The organism is Pseudomonas pichavaramensis (assembly GCF_050473265.1).
In the GTDB taxonomy this organism is placed as follows: Bacteria; Pseudomonadota; Gammaproteobacteria; order Pseudomonadales; family Pseudomonadaceae; genus Aquipseudomonas.
This window is the reverse complement of the sequence record NZ_JBJKFJ010000012.1, coordinates 1-15,180: the sequence shown is the minus strand read 5'-3', so window position 1 is coordinate 15,180 and position 15,180 is coordinate 1. Positions and strand designations below refer to the sequence as shown.

The following is a 15,180-nucleotide window of genomic DNA, read 5'->3' as shown; positions in this document are numbered from 1 at the left end:
ATGCTGGAAACCGTCATTGTTGTTCTGCACCTGCTGGGTGCGATCGGGATTGTAGTGCTGGTTTTGCTGCAGCAGGGTAAAGGTGCTGACGCAGGTGCGTCGTTCGGTTCGGGGGCTTCGGCAACTGTATTCGGAAGCCAAGGTTCCTCTACCTTTCTGAGTAAGTTTACTGGTATACTTGCCGCAGGTTTTTTCATTACCAGCTTGGGTTTAGCGTTCTTTGCTAAAGAAAAAGCTGATGCACTGACTCAGGTTGGGCTGCCAGATCCAGCGGTTCTGGAGGTTCAACAAAAACCGGCTGTCGAAGACGTGCCGGTGCTCGAAGAGCAAGCTCCAGCGTCCGATGCTTCGGATGTGCCGGAGGCTCCAGAGCAGTAACAGTTTTGCCGAGGTGGTGGAATTGGTAGACACGCTACCTTGAGGTGGTAGTGGCCATAGGCTGTAGGGGTTCGAGTCCCCTCCTCGGTACCATACTCAAGAAAGCCCGCAGTTCGCGGGCTTTCTTGTTGCTGGAGTGTTTGGTTGACCCCCGTAAGGGGGTGGCCGTATAATTTCGGCCCAGCTTTGACGCGGGGTGGAGCAGTCTGGTAGCTCGTCGGGCTCATAACCCGAAGGTCGTAGGTTCAAATCCTGCCCCCGCAACCAGTTTCAGAAGCCCCTTTTCAGGGGCTTTTTGTTAGAACCGTTTACGATCTGCTGCGCGTCGGCCCTGCTGCGTTAAAAACAGGCTCGGATTGCTCATTTGCAGCTCGTAAACTCCGCATCCTCGCTTGTTTTTGCCTTGCATGGCTCTAGCTCGCGAGATCGTAGAAAGGTTCTTCGTTGGATACACAGTCCACCTTTAGGCGGACTGACGGGATGGGCGTTTCGCCCATTTTTTATTTGCACAGCATGCACGAGGGCCGTTAAGTGTCGAGCAAGCTAGAACAGTTGCAGGCCTTGTTGGCCCCGGTAATCGAAGCGCTCGGTTATCAATGTTGGGGCATCGAGTTCCTGTCGCAGGGGCGTCATTCGCTACTGCGTGTCTATATCGATAAGGCCGACGGCATTCTCATCGATGATTGCGAAATCGTCAGCCGTCAGCTCAGTGGTGTACTCGACGTCGAGGACCCGATTTCCTCGGAGTACACGCTGGAAGTTTCTTCTCCTGGCATGGATCGTCCGTTGTTCACTCTTGAACAGTTCGCGACACATGTCGGTGAACAGGTGAAGATCAAGCTGCGCTCGCCTTTCGATGGGCGACGCAACTTCCAGGGCCTTCTCCGTGGTGTGGAGGAGCAGGACGTGGTGGTGCAGGTGGATGACCACGAATACCTGTTGCCGATCGACCTGATCGACAAGGCCAACATCATCCCCCGATTTGATTGAGGCGCGATTTCTGCGTACTGGCCGTGCCCCACGTGGTGGTGCCGCATGCAGGCGCAGATAGCGTGAAGGTAGCGCGGCAGTGCACGTATCCAGCGCCAATGGCGTGAACGTGACGCAGGTTGCGCAGAACCAATGGATTGCGAAAGGCGAGGCGTACGATGAGCAAAGAAGTACTGCTGGTTGTTGAGTCGGTATCCAATGAAAAGGGTGTACCGGCAGGCGTGATTTTCGAGGCGCTGGAGCTGGCTCTGGCGACCGCCACCAAGAAACGTTTCGAAGACGAAGTCGATCTGCGTGTGTCGATCAACCGACACAACGGCAGTTACGAGACCTTCCGTCGCTGGACGGTGGTGGACGAGTCCGAGTTCGAAGACCCGGCTTACCAGCTGACCGATGACATGCCGCAGGCTGTCGAAGCCAGCGCCAAGATCGGTGACGTGCTCGAAGAGAAGATCGAGTCCATCGAGTTCGGCCGTATCGCCGCGCAAACCGCCAAGCAGGTCATCGTGCAGAAGGTGCGCGAAGCCGAGCGTGCGCAAGTGGTCGATGCCTATCGCGAGCGCCTGGGCGAAATCATCTCCGGTACCGTGAAGAAGGTGACCCGCGACAACGTCATCGTAGACCTGGGTAATAACGCCGAGGCACTGCTGGCCCGCGAAGACATCATCCCGCGTGAGACTTTCCGCGTTGGTGTGCGTCTGCGTGCCCTGCTCAAGGAAATTCGTACCGAGAACCGCGGCCCGCAGCTGATCCTGTCGCGCACCGCGCCGGAAATGCTGATCGAGCTGTTCCGTATCGAAGTGCCGGAGATCGCCGAAGGGCTGATCGACGTCAAGGCCGCATCCCGTGATCCGGGTTCGCGCGCCAAGATCGCCGTACGTTCCAAAGACAAGCGCATCGATCCGCAGGGCGCCTGCATCGGTATGCGTGGTTCTCGCGTTCAGGCCGTGTCCGGCGAGCTGGGCGGTGAGCGTGTCGATATCGTGCTGTGGGATGACAACCCGGCCCAGTTCGTCATCAACGCCATGTCGCCGGCAGAAGTCGCGGCGATCATCGTTGACGAAGATGCCCATGCCATGGACATCGCCGTTGGCGAGGACAACCTGGCGCAGGCCATCGGCCGTGGCGGTCAGAACGTACGTCTGGCCAGTCAGCTGACCGGCTGGACGCTCAACGTCATGACCGAAGCGGACATCCAGGCCAAGCAGCAGGCGGAAACCGGCGACATCATGCAGTCCTTCATCGACGAGCTGGAAGTCGACGAAGAACTGGCTCAAGTCCTGGTCGAAGAGGGTTTCACCAGTCTCGAAGAGATTGCCTACGTACCCATGGAAGAAATGCTCAGCATTGATGGCTTTGACGAGGACATCGTCAACGAGCTGCGTGCACGGGCCAAGGATCGTCTGCTGACCAAGGCGATCGCCAACGAGGAGAAGTTGGCCGATGCCCATCCGGCAGATGATTTGCTGGAACTGGAAGGCATGGACAAGGCGCTGGCTCTGGAGCTTGCGCTGCGCGGCGTGATTACCCGTGAAGACCTGGCCGAGCAGTCGATCGACGACCTGCTCGACATCGACGGCATCGACGAAGAACGTGCCGGCAAGCTGATCATGGCCGCTCGAGCCCACTGGTTCGAATAAGCGGTTGCGGCCTGAGGAGAAAGATGCATGACGCAAGTCACGGTGAAAGAACTGGCCAAAGTGGTCGACACTCCGGTAGAGCGCCTGCTGCTGCAGATGCGTGAAGCTGGTCTGTCCCACAGTAGCGCCGAACAAGTAGTGACCGATAGTGAGAAGCAGGCCTTGCTGGCCCATCTCAAGAGCAGTCACGGCGACAAGGTCGAAGAACCGCGCAAGATCACCTTGCAGCGCAAGACCACCAGCACCCTCAAGGTTGCTGGCAGCAAGACCATCAGCGTTGAGGTGCGCAAGAAGAAGACCTTCGTCAAGCGCAGCCCGGAAGAACTCGAAGCGGAGAAGCAGCGTGAGCTGGAAGCCCAGCAGGCTGCTGCAGAGGCCGAGCGTCTGAAGGCCGAGGAAGAAGCCAAGCGCAAGGCTGAAGAAGAAGCCAAGCGCCAGGCAGCTGCTGTCGCCAGTGAAGCCGCTACGGCACCTGCCGTCGCTGCCCCGGCACCTGTCAGTGAGCCGGCCGTAGCCGCTCCGGTTGCCGAGGTCGAGCGCAAGAAGGAAGAAGTCCGTCGTCCTGAAAAGGCGCGCGATGAAGACGAGCGCCGCGATCGCAAGCACACGCAGCATCGCCCGACCGTCAAGGAAAAGGCTCCTGCTCCGCGCAGTGCGCCGCGCAGTGTCGACGAGGAAAGCGATAGCTTCCGTCGCGGCGGTCGTGGCAAGGCCAAGATGAAGAAGCGCAACCAGCATGGCTTCCAGGCTCCGGCCGGCCCGGTGGTGCGCGATGTGAAGATCGGCGAGACCATCACCGTGGGCGATCTCGCCCAGCAGATGTCGGTCAAGGCCGCTGAAATCATCAAGTTCATGTTCAAGCTGGGTACTCCGGCGACCATCAACCAGGTACTGGATCAGGAAACTGCCCAGCTGGTTGCTGAAGAGCTGGGCCACAAGGTGACCCTGGTCAGCGACACTGCTCTGGAAGATTCCCTGGCCGAATCGCTGAAGTTCGAAGGTGAGGCGCTGTCCCGTGCACCGGTGGTGACCGTAATGGGTCACGTCGACCACGGTAAGACCTCGCTGCTCGACTACATCCGTCGCGCCAAGGTGGCTTCCGGTGAAGCCGGTGGCATCACCCAGCACATCGGTGCCTACCACGTGGAAACCGAGCGTGGCATGGTGACCTTCCTCGACACCCCCGGTCACGCCGCGTTTACCCAGATGCGTGCCCGTGGCGCCAAGGCCACCGACATCGTCATCCTCGTCGTCGCTGCTGACGACGGCGTGATGCCGCAGACCCAGGAAGCCGTACAGCACGCGAAAGCCGCTGGCGTGCCGATCGTGGTCGCGGTGAACAAGATGGACAAGCCGGAAGCCAACCCGGACAACATCAAGAACGGCCTGGCCGCGCTGGACGTGATTCCGGAAGAGTGGGGCGGCGATGCCCCCTACGTACCGGTTTCCGCCAAGGCCGGTACCGGTATCGACGAGCTGCTCGAAGCCGTATTGCTGCAGGCTGAAGTACTCGAGCTGAAAGCCACTCCGACCGCTCCGGGTCGTGGTGTGGTGGTCGAGTCGCGTCTGGACAAGGGCCGTGGCCCGGTGGCCACCGTGCTGGTTCAGGACGGTACGCTGCGTCAGGGCGACATGGTCCTGGTCGGCGTCAACTATGGCCGCGTGCGTGCCATGCTCGACGAGAACGGCAAGCCGATCAAGGAAGCCGGTCCGTCGATTCCGGTCGAGATCCTCGGCCTGGACGGCACACCGGATGCCGGTGACGAGATGATGGTAGTGGCCGACGAGAAGAAGGCCCGCGAAGTGGCTCTGTTCCGTCAGGGCAAGTTCCGCGAGGTCAAGCTGGCTCGTGCGCATGCCGGCAAGCTGGAAAACATCTTCGAAAGCATGGGCCAGGAAGAGAAGAAAACCCTCAACATCGTCCTCAAGGCCGACGTGCGTGGTTCTCTGGAAGCTCTGCAAGGCTCGCTCAGCACCCTCGGCAACGACGAAGTGCAAGTGCGTGTGGTTGGTGGCGGCGTCGGTGGTATCACCGAATCCGATGCCAACCTGGCGCTGGCTTCTAATGCCGTGCTGTTCGGCTTCAACGTCCGTGCTGACGCCGGTGCGCGCAAGATCGTCGAGTCCGAAGGCCTCGACATGCGCTACTACAACGTCATCTACGACATCATCGAAGACGTCAAGAAGGCGCTCACCGGTATGCTCGGCAGCGATGTTCGCGAGAACATCCTGGGTACCGCGGAAGTCCGTGACGTGTTCCGTTCGCCTAAGTTCGGCGCTGTCGCTGGCTGCATGGTCATCGAGGGCACCGTCTACCGTAACCGTCCGATCCGCGTACTGCGCGAGGACGTGGTGATCTTCGAAGGCGAGCTGGAATCGCTGCGTCGCTTCAAGGACGACGTCGCCGAAGTGCGTAACGGCATGGAGTGCGGTATCGGCGTGAAGAGCTACAACGACGTCAAGGTCGGCGACAAGATCGAAGTGTTCGAGAAGGTCCAGGTCGCGCGCAGTCTGTAAGCGCAACCCCTTGATCATGCAACGCCCGGCCCCGCTCATGCGCGGCCGGGCGTTTGCCGCTTTTACGTCCGGTGCCGACAAGGCGCCAGGGCGAAGGAAAGGTAAGTAAGAAATGGCCAAAGATTACAGCCGTACCCAGCGTATCGGCGACCAGATGCAGCGAGAGCTGGCTGTGTTGATCCAGCGTGAGATCAAGGACCCGCGTCTGGGCCTGGTCACCATCACCGCCGTGGATGTCAGCCGCGACCTGTCCCATGCCAAGGTGTTCATCACTGTGATGGGCAAGGATGACGACGCCGAGCAGATCAAGCTCAACCTGGAGATCCTCTCCGAGGCGGCCGGTTACCTGCGCATGCTGCTGGGCAAGTCGATGAAGGTACGCACCATCCCGCAATTGCACTTCCAGTACGATGCCAGCATCCGCCGTGGTGCCGAGCTGTCGGCGCTGATCGAGCGTGCGGTGGCGGAAGATCGCAAGCATCAGGGCGGCGGCGAGGAATAAGCGTGGCTCAGGTCAAACGTATTCGTCGTAAGGTCGACGGCATCATCCTGCTCGACAAGCCGCATGGCTTTACCTCCAACGCGGCGCTGCAAAAGGTGCGCTGGTTGCTCAATGCCGAGAAGGCGGGGCATACCGGCAGCCTCGATCCGCTGGCCACCGGCGTGCTGCCGCTGTGCTTCGGTGAGGCGACCAAGTTCTCGCAATACCTGCTCGATGCCGACAAGGGCTACGAGACGGTCGCTCAACTGGGCGTGACCACCACCACCGGCGATGCCGAAGGCGAGGTGATCGAGCGTTTGCCGGTGACCGTTGGTCGCAGCGAAATCGAAGCCCTGCTGCCGCGTTTTCGTGGAGAAATCAAACAGATACCTCCGATGTACTCGGCTCTGAAGAAGGACGGCCAGCCGCTTTACAAGCTGGCGCGCGCAGGCGAAGTAGTGGAGCGCGAAGCGCGTTCTGTTACTATTGCGCGCCTGGAATTGCTGGCCTGTGAAGGCGAGCAGGCGCGGCTGGCGGTCGATTGCAGCAAGGGTACCTATATTCGCACCCTGGTTGAGGATCTTGGCCAACTGCTCGGCTGTGGCGCACACGTCGCCGAACTGCGTAGAACCAAGGCTGGCCCGTTCGACCTGTCACGCACCGTGACTCTGGAAGAGCTGGAAGCGGCGCATGCCGAAGGCGGCAATGAAGCGCTTGATCGCTTCCTGCAGCCGGTCGACAGCGGCCTGCTGGATTGGCCGCTGCTGCAGTTCTCCGAGAACAGCGCGTTCTACTGGTTGCAAGGGCAGCCGGTACGGGCACCGGAAGCACCGAAGTTCGGTATGGTCCGCGTGCAGGATCACAATGGTCGCTTCATCGGTATCGGTGAAGTGAGTGACGATGGGCGTATCGCGCCGCGTCGTTTGATTTATACCGGTGCATAGCACCGGATGGTTCGACCGCAAGGTCGAAGCCGGGTGGTAGCGAAGCTGTCATTCGGTGCTGCGAGGGTGGCTGTTAGTAGGCACGGTCATACCTCTTTTTAAAACACGGGAAGCGATTCCCGGCCTATTGAGACTGCTTCGGCAGTTTCCAGATGAGAGGAAGCCAACATGGCACTCAGCGTTGAAGAAAAAGCTCAGATCGTTAACGACTACAAGCAAGCTGAAGGCGATACCGGTAGCCCGGAAGTGCAGGTAGCCCTGCTGACCGCCAACATCAACAAGCTGCAAGGTCACTTCAAGGCCAACGGTAAAGATCACCACAGCCGTCGTGGTCTGATCCGCATGGTTAACCAGCGTCGTAAGCTGCTGGACTACCTGAAGGGTAAAGACACCAGTCGTTACAGCGCCCTGATCGGTCGCCTGGGCCTGCGTCGTTAATAGACGCGAGCTGCACAAGTTGGAAGCTGGAAGTTCGGAGCGGCAAGTCGGGGCATGACCCTGACCTGCGGCTCCGGGCTTCCAGCTTTTGGCTTTTCGAAGGATGCATTGGGTCCGACTCCCGTGCCGCTTTCAGATTTCCCCCAAGGCAACAAAGAGAAGGAAGACACCGTGAACCCGGTAATCAAGCAATTCAAGTTCGGTCAGTCGACCGTAACCCTCGAGACTGGCCGTATTGCCCGTCAAGCCAGTGGTGCCGTGCTGGTCACCGTCGACAACGACGTCAGCGTGCTGGTCGCGGTAACCGGCGCCAAGACTGCCGACCCAAGCAAGGGCTTCTTCCCGCTGTCCGTGCACTACCAGGAAAAGACCTACGCTGCCGGCAAGATCCCAGGTGGTTTCTTCAAGCGTGAAGCGCGTCCTTCCGAGAAAGAAACCCTGACCTCGCGTCTGATCGACCGTCCGATCCGCCCGCTGTTCCCGGAAGGCTTCCAGAACGAAGTGCAGGTGATCTGCACCGTGGTTTCCACCAGCAAGAAGACCGATCCGGACATCGCTGCGATGATCGGTACCTCGGCCGCTCTGGCCATCTCCGGCATTCCGTTCAACGGCCCGATCGGTGCCGCCCGCGTCGCCTTCCATCCGGAAACTGGCTACCTGCTGAACCCGAATTACGAGCAGCTCAAGGCTTCCAGCCTGGACATGGTCGTGGCCGGTACCAAGGACGCCGTGCTGATGGTCGAGTCGGAAGCCCAAGAGCTGACCGAAGACCAGATGCTGGGCGCCGTGCTGTTTGCCCATGAGGAGTTCCAGGTGGTCATCCAGGCCGTCGCCGAGCTGGCTGCTGAAGCTGGCAAGCCGACCTGGGACTGGCAGCCGAAGCCGGAAAACACCGCACTGCTGAACGCCATTCGTGGCGAGTTCGGTGAGGCGATTTCCCAGGCCTACACCATCACCATCAAGCAGGACCGCTACGCGCGTCTGGGCGAGCTGCGCGATCAGGTCGTGGCCAAGTTCTCCGGCGAAGAAGGCCAGCCTACTGCCGGTGAAGTCAAGGAAGCCTTTGGCGAGATCGAATACCGCACCGTGCGCGAGAACATCGTCAACGGTAAACCGCGTATCGATGGTCGTGACACCCGCACCGTGCGTGGCCTGAACATCGAAGTCGGTGTACTGGACAAGACCCACGGCTCGGCGCTGTTCACCCGTGGTGAAACTCAGGCGCTGGTGGTTGCCACGCTGGGTACCGCGCGCGATGCGCAGCTGCTGGACACCCTCGAAGGCGAGAAGAAAGACCCCTTCATGCTGCACTACAACTTCCCGCCGTACTCGGTCGGTGAGTGTGGTCGCATGGGCGCCACTGGTCGCCGCGAAATCGGTCACGGCCGTCTGGCCCGTCGTGGCGTTGCTGCCATGCTGCCGAAGGACGACGAGTTCCCGTACACCATCCGCGTGGTGTCGGAAATCACCGAGTCCAACGGTTCCTCCTCCATGGCTTCGGTTTGCGGCGCTTCCCTGGCGCTGATGGACGCTGGTGTGCCGATGAAGGCGCCGGTTGCCGGTATCGCCATGGGTCTGGTGCTGGAAGGCGAGAAATTCGCCGTTCTGACCGACATCCTCGGTGACGAAGACCACCTCGGCGACATGGACTTCAAGGTAGCCGGTACCGCCAACGGTGTGACCGCACTGCAGATGGACATCAAGATCCAGGGCATCACCGAAGAGATCATGGAGCAGGCGCTGGAGCAGGCGCTGGAAGCCCGTCTGAACATCCTCGGCCAGATGAACCAGGTGATCGCTCAGTCGCGTACCGAGCTGTCGGCCAACGCTCCGACCATGCTGGCGATGAAGATCGACCAGGACAAGATCCGCGACGTTATCGGCAAAGGCGGCGCCACCATCCGTGGTATCTGCGAAGAGACCAAGGCCTCGATCGATATCGAAGACGACGGCTCGATCAAGATCTTCGGCGAAACCAAGGAAGCGGCCGAGGCTGCCAAGCAGCGCGTGCTGGCCATCACCGCGGAAGCCGAGATCGGCAAGATCTACGTCGGTAAGGTCGAGCGCATCGTTGACTTCGGTGCCTTCGTCAACATCCTGCCGGGCAAGGACGGTCTGGTGCACATCTCCATGCTGAGCGATCAGCGCGTGGAGAAGGTGACCGACGTCCTGAAAGAAGGCCAGGAAGTGAAGGTTCTGGTACTGGACGTGGACAACCGCGGCCGTATCAAGCTGTCGATCAAGGACGTAGCGGCTGCCGAGGCCTCCGGCGTCTAAGCGACCCCTCGCTAGCGTGAACGAGAAGGGCTCCTACGGGAGCCCTTTTTTATGGCTTGTCATCCCTGGCCGTCACGCTGCGGGCCACCGCTGGAAGACTCTCGCGAACTTTTTTCCTGACTGCCTCTGGATCGGCCATGGGCAGTCTCGCTCGTCTGCATTCAAGGGCTTCATTCGGTGCAGTTGCCTAGCGGTACGTTGTTGGTAGGCACACCGCGTTGGTTTCACCTGAGGCTCTGTAACTGGCGTGATGCTCATTGGTTAAGGTGTGCATCTGGAAAACCGTGCAAATTGCCCGAGAGATTTTTCCCGACTTGGCGAAATGCAATCAATGGCCTTTCTTGTATTTCAGTTAAGTCATTGTTTTTAATGGATTTATTTTTATATAAAAAGCTGGCACAGCCCCTGCAATAGTACTAGTGAACCTGCAACCAGGAGTTGGTTTGCAGATTGTCTGGAATGTACAGGAGTCGAATCATGAAACAGCCAATCAACCGTTTTGCCGCTACCACCCTGACCGCTGCCGTGCTGAGCATGTCTCTGGCCTCCGCAGCTTTTGCCGCAGAGCCGACCATGCTGGCAGCCAATGACACTGTGGATAAAGCCGAGCAGGCGGTATCCGACACCTGGATCACCAGCAAAGTGAAGTCCACTTTCGTTGCCGACTCGGATCTCAGCGCTCTGGACATCAAGGTCGAGACCAACCAAGGCGTGGTTTCCCTGTCCGGCGTAGTGGCGACCGATGCCGAGCGTGATCTGGCTATCGCCAAGACCAAGGAAATCGAGGGTGTGCGTGACGTGTCCGCCGATGCCCTGAAAACCGCGGACTGATAGCCGAGCCGGCCGGGCCAGCGCCCGGCCTCACCCTCAGTCACTGGGAGAATGACCATGAATAGCGACATCATCAAAGGCAAATGGAAGCAGCTCAACGGTCGCATCAAGGAGCGTTGGGGCAATCTGACCGATGACGACGTGGACGTCGCCGAGGGCCACAGCGAATACCTGGCCGGCAAGCTGCAAGAACGTTATGGCTGGACCAAGGAAAAGGCCCAGCAAGAGCTGCGCGACTTCAGCGACAAGCTCTAAGCACGGATAGCCTGGCACGGATGCCATAGATTCACGGAACGTTTCAGATATGGATGTCCACCAGCACGGATGGCTGCAGGCATGGACGCTACCTCCGCACGGATAGCGACCAGCACGGACGCTCGAAGGCCCCGCCGGTGTGACCGGCGGGGCCTTGATTTTTATGCGAGGCGAGCGCCAGTCCGGGCTTGCGCCCAGCGTTTTGTCAGTCGCCGCGCTTGCTGCGTATATCGGTCAGGCGACCACCCTCGAAGCGGAGAAAATGGTACATGCCGTTTCTCGGGCCGTAGATCCATTCCTCGACGTTCACCTCATTGCGAAAGCCATAAACATCGGTGACTTCCTTGTAGCCGAGAAAGTCGCGACTGACTGGCTCGCCGCATTTGCTTTGTACTTCACTGGTAGGCGCGTCCTTGCTGACCAAGGCACTGCCGCAGCGATAGGTGGAAGATGCCTCGGCCAGAGCGGGCAGCAGCAGTAGCCAGAGCAGGTGTTTGCGGTTCGGCACGGTGAACTCCTGATCAGTGCTCGCGGCGGCGTTCGATTTCCACCAGGCGGTTACCCTCGAAGCGGAGGATGCTGAGCATGCCGTTGGTGGGGCCGTATACCCATTCCTCTACCCGATATTCACGCCTGTCATAGCCACCCAGCGTATAGCCTATTGGATCGCGATACACCGGCGTGCCGCATTTGCGCTCTACCTCGAAGGCTCGATCTCCCAGGCTGACCAGTTGGCTGCCGCAGCGCATGGTTTCGGCATGCAGAGGCGGACTGGCGGTAACCGCGAGTAGTGCCGCCAAGGTCAGAAGGTGATGGCTTTTCATCATTCACTATCCAGATGCAGAGGGGTGAGCACACGTCCATTGGACTCGGGTTCTCCCAGATTGACATCGATCAGGTAGACCCGTTCGTCATCCAGTTTGCCTTGCTCGACCAGATAATCCTTGATAGCCGCTGCCCGTTGCTGAGCCAGTTGGCGCAGCAGCAGCTTGCTTTGAGCCCAGGAATTCACCACCGCCTGGCGCATGTTCTGCGTGCGTTGTTCGCTATCCAGGTCGTTCCACTCGCTCGGCGGCTGCTGTTTCAGGCGGGCGCGATAGATGCCTTCGAGCAGCGCTGCCTGCTCGTCTTCGTCCACCTCGAGCTCCTCCGCGCTAGCCGGTACCTTGTCACCACGGCGTTGCAGCACCTTGTACCAAGTTTCACGAAACTCACGTTGCAGGCGCTGTTCGGCCAGCAGAGGGCCGTCAGCTTTCTCTGCACTCTGGCCCTCGACTTCCAGGCGCAGCGCCGGACGTTCCTGCAATGCCTTGGCCAGGGTATCCAGTGCCTGGCGAGCATCAGCATCCAGGCCGGCCGAGCCGGCATCGAAGGGCACGGTACTGAGGTCGGTATCGCTACCGCCAGTGACCAGTCCGGCAACGAACTTGAACGGCGCCTGGGCGGCACGCAAGACCAGATTGCGCAGGGTTTGCCAGACGATGGGCATGACGCTGAACTGCGGATTGTTCAGGTCGCCTTGCACGGGGAGCTCGATAGCGATACGGCCCTGGGTGTCCTTGAGTAGGGCGACCGCCAGACGAATCGGCAGGTCCACTGCGTCGGGGCTGTCGACCCGCTCGCCCAGCTGCAGGTTCTCCACCAGTACCTTGTTCTCGGCATTCAGCTGACCCTGCTCGATGCGGTAGTGCAGGTCGAGGTTGAGGCGGCCCTTGCGAATGCGATAGCCGGCGAACTTGCCGGAGTAGGGGGTGATGGTGGTCAGCTCGACGTTCTTGAAGCTGGTGGCGATGTCGAGGCTATTGAGCGGATCGAAGGGTGTCAGCTTGCCTTTGATGCTCATCGGCGCGTAGCGGTCGACCTTGCCGGTGATGTCGACACTGGCGGCCTGGGGTTTCTGGTTGTCGAGCACCCCGATGCGGCCATTCATCTGCTGGATCGCGGTGGCGAAGCTGGGCGTCAGACTGAAGTCGGCAAAGTTGGCCGAGCCGTCGTTGATGGCCACGCCACCGATATGGATCGCCAGCGGTTTGCTGTCATCTGCTTTGCTTGCGGCCGCGGCTTGCGGCTGCGGCACGATCAGCTCGCTGACATTGGTGGTCAGGTCTTCATTGATGACGAAGCGTGCGTAGGGCTGATCCAGCTCCACGCCTTCGATGGCCAGGCTTTCGCCGTGACGATAATCCAGGCCCTTGACCCGCACCTGCTTCCAGCGCAGGAAGTCGCGCTCGCGCAGGGTGTCGAGAGTATGCAACTGGTCGACCTGGGCACTGCCGGTGACGCTGAGGGCCAGTGGCTCGGTGCTCTTGAGTTGCACGTTGAGGTCGCTGCCGAGCAGGCCGCTGCGCAGTTCCAGGCGGATGAAAGGGCTCAGGTAGGCTTGAGCCAGGCGCAGGTCGATGTCGTTGGTAACGACCTTGAGCTGGGCGCTGATGGGGCTCAGTTGCACATTGCCAGAAGCTTGCAGCTTGCCCTGTTTGCCCAGGCCTGTATCGAGACGGAGGTCGAAGGGTTTGTCGCCCTGGCTGTCGAAGTTCTGCAGGTCAAGGTTTAGCGGGCCAACCTCGAGGGCCACCTCTTGTTCCGGTACGCGGTCCGCCAGATGGGCCTTGTAGTCACGCAGTTGCACGTCCTGCAGCAGCACTTGCCAGGGTTTGCTCTCCTTGCCTGGTTCGGCTTCGGTTTGCGTCGCAGGCGCGTCTTGCGCAGAAGCTGGCTTGGCGAACAGCTTCTGCCAGTCGAGTTGGCCATCGGCGTCGCGTGCGGCCCAGGCTTCCAGCCCCTGGCTGCGCACCTGGCCGATCACCACCTGCTGTTTGGCCAGGTCCAGGCTGCTACCGTCGACGTCCAGGCGTTGCAGGCGCACCAGCGGCTTGCCGTCAGGGGCATCGATGGCAAAGGGCGCCAGTTGCAGTTTGATCTTGCTCAACTGCAGCTCGGTGCCGTCGGACAGATCCAGTTGGTAGTCACTGCTGAGGTCGACCTGGCCCTCCTTGAGCACCAGTGGCAGGGCGTCACGGACATAGGGCCAGAAAGTGCTCAGGTGACCATCGCTGATGCTCAGGCTGCCGCTGGAGGTGATCGGCGTCAGGCTGACCTGGCCGCGCCAGTCGATCCGCGCGCCGTGCGGGCCACTGGCAGTGAGCGTCATGTCTGCATTGTCGCCTGGCAGTGTGCTGAGGTTATGCAGTTCCAGATCGAGCTTGTCATAGGCGAACTCCACCGGCTCGCTGGGGCGCAGATCCTGAAAGCGCAGGGATTTCTCACGCAGGCGGATGTTGTCGATGCGCAGCGGGAACGGCTCGCTGTTGGTCGATTCCGGCTTCGGCTCGCTTGCCGGTAGCTGGAACAGTTGAGTCAGGTTCAGCGTGCCGTCTTTGGCAAACAGCAGTTGCGTATGCGCACCATTGAGTTCGACGTCGCTCAGGTGCAGTGCGCCGCTCCACAGACTGTCGCTCTGCAGGTTGGCGTACAGCCGCTGGAACCCCAGCTGTTCCTCACCGCTGTCGCCGATACGCAGACCCCAAAGGCTGAGTTCGAGCGTGAAGGGGTTGAGTTGCACGCGCTGCAGGGTAGCGGGCACGGTGGCGTACTGCGCCAGTTGTTGGTTGGCGACGCGCAGGGCGATACCCGGCAGAATCAGGAAGCCGATCAGGCTGTACAGGAAAAGAGTGATCAACAGTGCGCTCAGCGCGCGCTTCAGTCCTTTGGGCATGGCTTGGCAGCATCTATCCAGACGAGGAGACGACTTGGAGTATGGCACGACGGTTCGGTTCCGGTCGTCCCTGCTGCTGCCCGGTCGAGCGTCGGAGCAAGGTCAGAGGTGCAGGATCAGGGTCTTCAGCGGCGGTTTGCCATCCTGCGAGGGGAAGTCCGCGGCGGGGCTGATCACCTGGCAGTCGCGTACCGGGCGGCCAAGCTTCTCGGCGCAGCGCAGCACCTGTTGGCGCCAGTCTTCCATCTCCACCTTCGCCAGATTGTTGCAGCACACCAGACTGCCGCCGTCGGCTGTGGCCAGTAGCGCCGGTTTGAGCAGGCTCTGGTAGTCGCGCAGCAGGTCGACGGTGCCGAAGGCGCTCTTGGCCCAGGCCGGCGGGTCGAGAAATACCAGATCGAACTGGCGCGGTTGCAGGCGCGGGTAGCTCGGCAGTTTCTGGCCGCGGCGACTGCTGATCGGCAGGTCGGCAAACTGGCGGATGGCCGGAAAATAGTCGGACTGGATGAACTGCATGGTTGGCAGGTCTGGGTTGAGCCCTGCGTTCTCACGGCCCACAGCCAGGTTGCCCTGGGCGAAGTCGAGGTTGGTCACTTCGCGGGCGCCTCCTGCTGCAGCGCTGAGGCCAACGCCGCAGGTATAAGCGAACAGGTTGAGCACGGACTTGCCGGCGCTGTTGGCCTTGACCCAGCCACGAGCGTTGCGCAGGTCAAG

General features: G+C 60.5%; 14 protein-coding genes and 2 tRNA genes. 12 read left to right on the top strand and 4 right to left on the bottom strand.

Going from position 1 to position 15,180, the window contains the following annotated elements:
* From secG to ACJRW5_RS18645, 12 genes are all read left to right on the top strand, one after another.
* Positions 1–378, top strand: coding sequence for a preprotein translocase subunit SecG (gene secG, locus ACJRW5_RS18700; protein ID WP_024309416.1), 378 nt, complete (start codon positions 1–3; stop codon positions 376–378).
* 7 nt (positions 379–385) lie between these two features.
* Positions 386–471 (top strand) — tRNA-Leu (locus tag ACJRW5_RS18695).
* A 97-nt stretch (positions 472–568) separates the two neighbouring features.
* Positions 569–645, top strand: a tRNA-Met gene (locus tag ACJRW5_RS18690).
* 264 nt (positions 646–909) lie between these two features.
* Entirely contained in the window at positions 910–1,368 is a 459-nt protein-coding gene (rimP, locus tag ACJRW5_RS18685) for a ribosome maturation factor RimP (protein ID WP_037050820.1), read from the top strand.
* A 158-nt stretch (positions 1,369–1,526) separates the two neighbouring features.
* Positions 1,527–3,008, top strand: a complete 1,482-nt coding sequence (gene nusA, locus ACJRW5_RS18680; protein WP_484571995.1) for a transcription termination factor NusA — start codon at positions 1,527–1,529, stop codon at positions 3,006–3,008.
* Positions 3,009–3,035: 27 nt separating this feature from the next.
* Positions 3,036–5,525, top strand: coding sequence for a translation initiation factor IF-2 (gene infB / locus ACJRW5_RS18675; RefSeq protein WP_484571994.1), 2,490 nt, complete (start codon positions 3,036–3,038; stop codon positions 5,523–5,525).
* Between the two features lie 112 nt (positions 5,526–5,637).
* Positions 5,638–6,027, top strand: coding sequence for a 30S ribosome-binding factor RbfA (rbfA, locus tag ACJRW5_RS18670; RefSeq protein ID WP_484571993.1), 390 nt, complete (start codon positions 5,638–5,640; stop codon positions 6,025–6,027).
* A gap of 2 nt (positions 6,028–6,029) precedes the next feature.
* A complete protein-coding gene (gene truB / locus ACJRW5_RS18665; protein ID WP_484571992.1) occupies positions 6,030–6,950 on the top strand; it encodes a tRNA pseudouridine(55) synthase TruB in 921 nt (306 codons plus the stop codon).
* A gap of 168 nt (positions 6,951–7,118) precedes the next feature.
* Positions 7,119–7,388 (top strand): 30S ribosomal protein S15, encoded by a 270-nt coding sequence (rpsO, locus tag ACJRW5_RS18660; protein ID WP_004424394.1) that lies wholly within the window; start codon positions 7,119–7,121, stop codon positions 7,386–7,388.
* 171 nt (positions 7,389–7,559) lie between these two features.
* The gene (gene pnp, locus ACJRW5_RS18655) at positions 7,560–9,665 is read left to right on the top strand and encodes a polyribonucleotide nucleotidyltransferase (RefSeq protein ID WP_484571991.1); all 2,106 of its coding nucleotides are present in this window, start codon (positions 7,560–7,562) and stop codon (positions 9,663–9,665) included.
* Between the two features lie 477 nt (positions 9,666–10,142).
* Complete coding sequence (locus ACJRW5_RS18650) at positions 10,143–10,496, top strand: BON domain-containing protein (protein ID WP_484571990.1); 354 nt, start codon at positions 10,143–10,145, stop codon at positions 10,494–10,496.
* Positions 10,497–10,553: 57 nt separating this feature from the next.
* On the top strand, positions 10,554–10,751 hold the full coding sequence (locus ACJRW5_RS18645; RefSeq protein WP_047588204.1) for a CsbD family protein: 198 nt from the start codon (positions 10,554–10,556) through the stop codon (positions 10,749–10,751).
* 205 nt (positions 10,752–10,956) lie between these two features.
* Here the strand turns inward: ACJRW5_RS18645 and ACJRW5_RS18640 are convergent, their stop codons facing one another.
* The 4 genes from ACJRW5_RS18640 to ACJRW5_RS18625 form a co-directional block, all read right to left on the bottom strand.
* Entirely contained in the window at positions 10,957–11,259 is a 303-nt protein-coding gene (locus tag ACJRW5_RS18640; RefSeq protein WP_484571989.1) for a DUF2845 domain-containing protein, read from the bottom strand.
* A gap of 13 nt (positions 11,260–11,272) precedes the next feature.
* Positions 11,273–11,575 (bottom strand): DUF2845 domain-containing protein, encoded by a 303-nt coding sequence (locus tag ACJRW5_RS18635; RefSeq protein WP_484571988.1) that lies wholly within the window; start codon positions 11,573–11,575, stop codon positions 11,273–11,275.
* A complete protein-coding gene (locus tag ACJRW5_RS18630; protein WP_484571987.1) occupies positions 11,575–14,466 on the bottom strand; it encodes a DUF748 domain-containing protein in 2,892 nt (963 codons plus the stop codon). The genes ACJRW5_RS18635 and ACJRW5_RS18630 overlap by 1 nt, the downstream gene beginning before the upstream one ends.
* 102 nt (positions 14,467–14,568) lie before the next feature.
* Positions 14,569–15,180, bottom strand: a 612-nt coding sequence (locus ACJRW5_RS18625; RefSeq protein WP_484571986.1) for a class I SAM-dependent methyltransferase, incomplete at its 5' end; no start/stop codon positions are given.

Coding starts and splice junctions, on each gene's coding strand:
- ACJRW5_RS18630 (WP_484571987.1), bottom strand. CDS start 14,466: ATGCCCAAAGGACTGAAGCGCGCGCTGAGCGCACTGTTGATCACTCTT.
- secG (WP_024309416.1), top strand. CDS start 1: ATGCTGGAAACCGTCATTGTTGTTCTGCACCTGCTGGGTGCGATCGGG.
- ACJRW5_RS18645 (WP_047588204.1), top strand. CDS start 10,554: ATGAATAGCGACATCATCAAAGGCAAATGGAAGCAGCTCAACGGTCGC.
- ACJRW5_RS18650 (WP_484571990.1), top strand. CDS start 10,143: ATGAAACAGCCAATCAACCGTTTTGCCGCTACCACCCTGACCGCTGCC.
- ACJRW5_RS18635 (WP_484571988.1), bottom strand. CDS start 11,575: ATGAAAAGCCATCACCTTCTGACCTTGGCGGCACTACTCGCGGTTACC.
- infB (WP_484571994.1), top strand. CDS start 3,036: ATGACGCAAGTCACGGTGAAAGAACTGGCCAAAGTGGTCGACACTCCG.
- rbfA (WP_484571993.1), top strand. CDS start 5,638: ATGGCCAAAGATTACAGCCGTACCCAGCGTATCGGCGACCAGATGCAG.
- nusA (WP_484571995.1), top strand. CDS start 1,527: ATGAGCAAAGAAGTACTGCTGGTTGTTGAGTCGGTATCCAATGAAAAG.
- rpsO (WP_004424394.1), top strand. CDS start 7,119: ATGGCACTCAGCGTTGAAGAAAAAGCTCAGATCGTTAACGACTACAAG.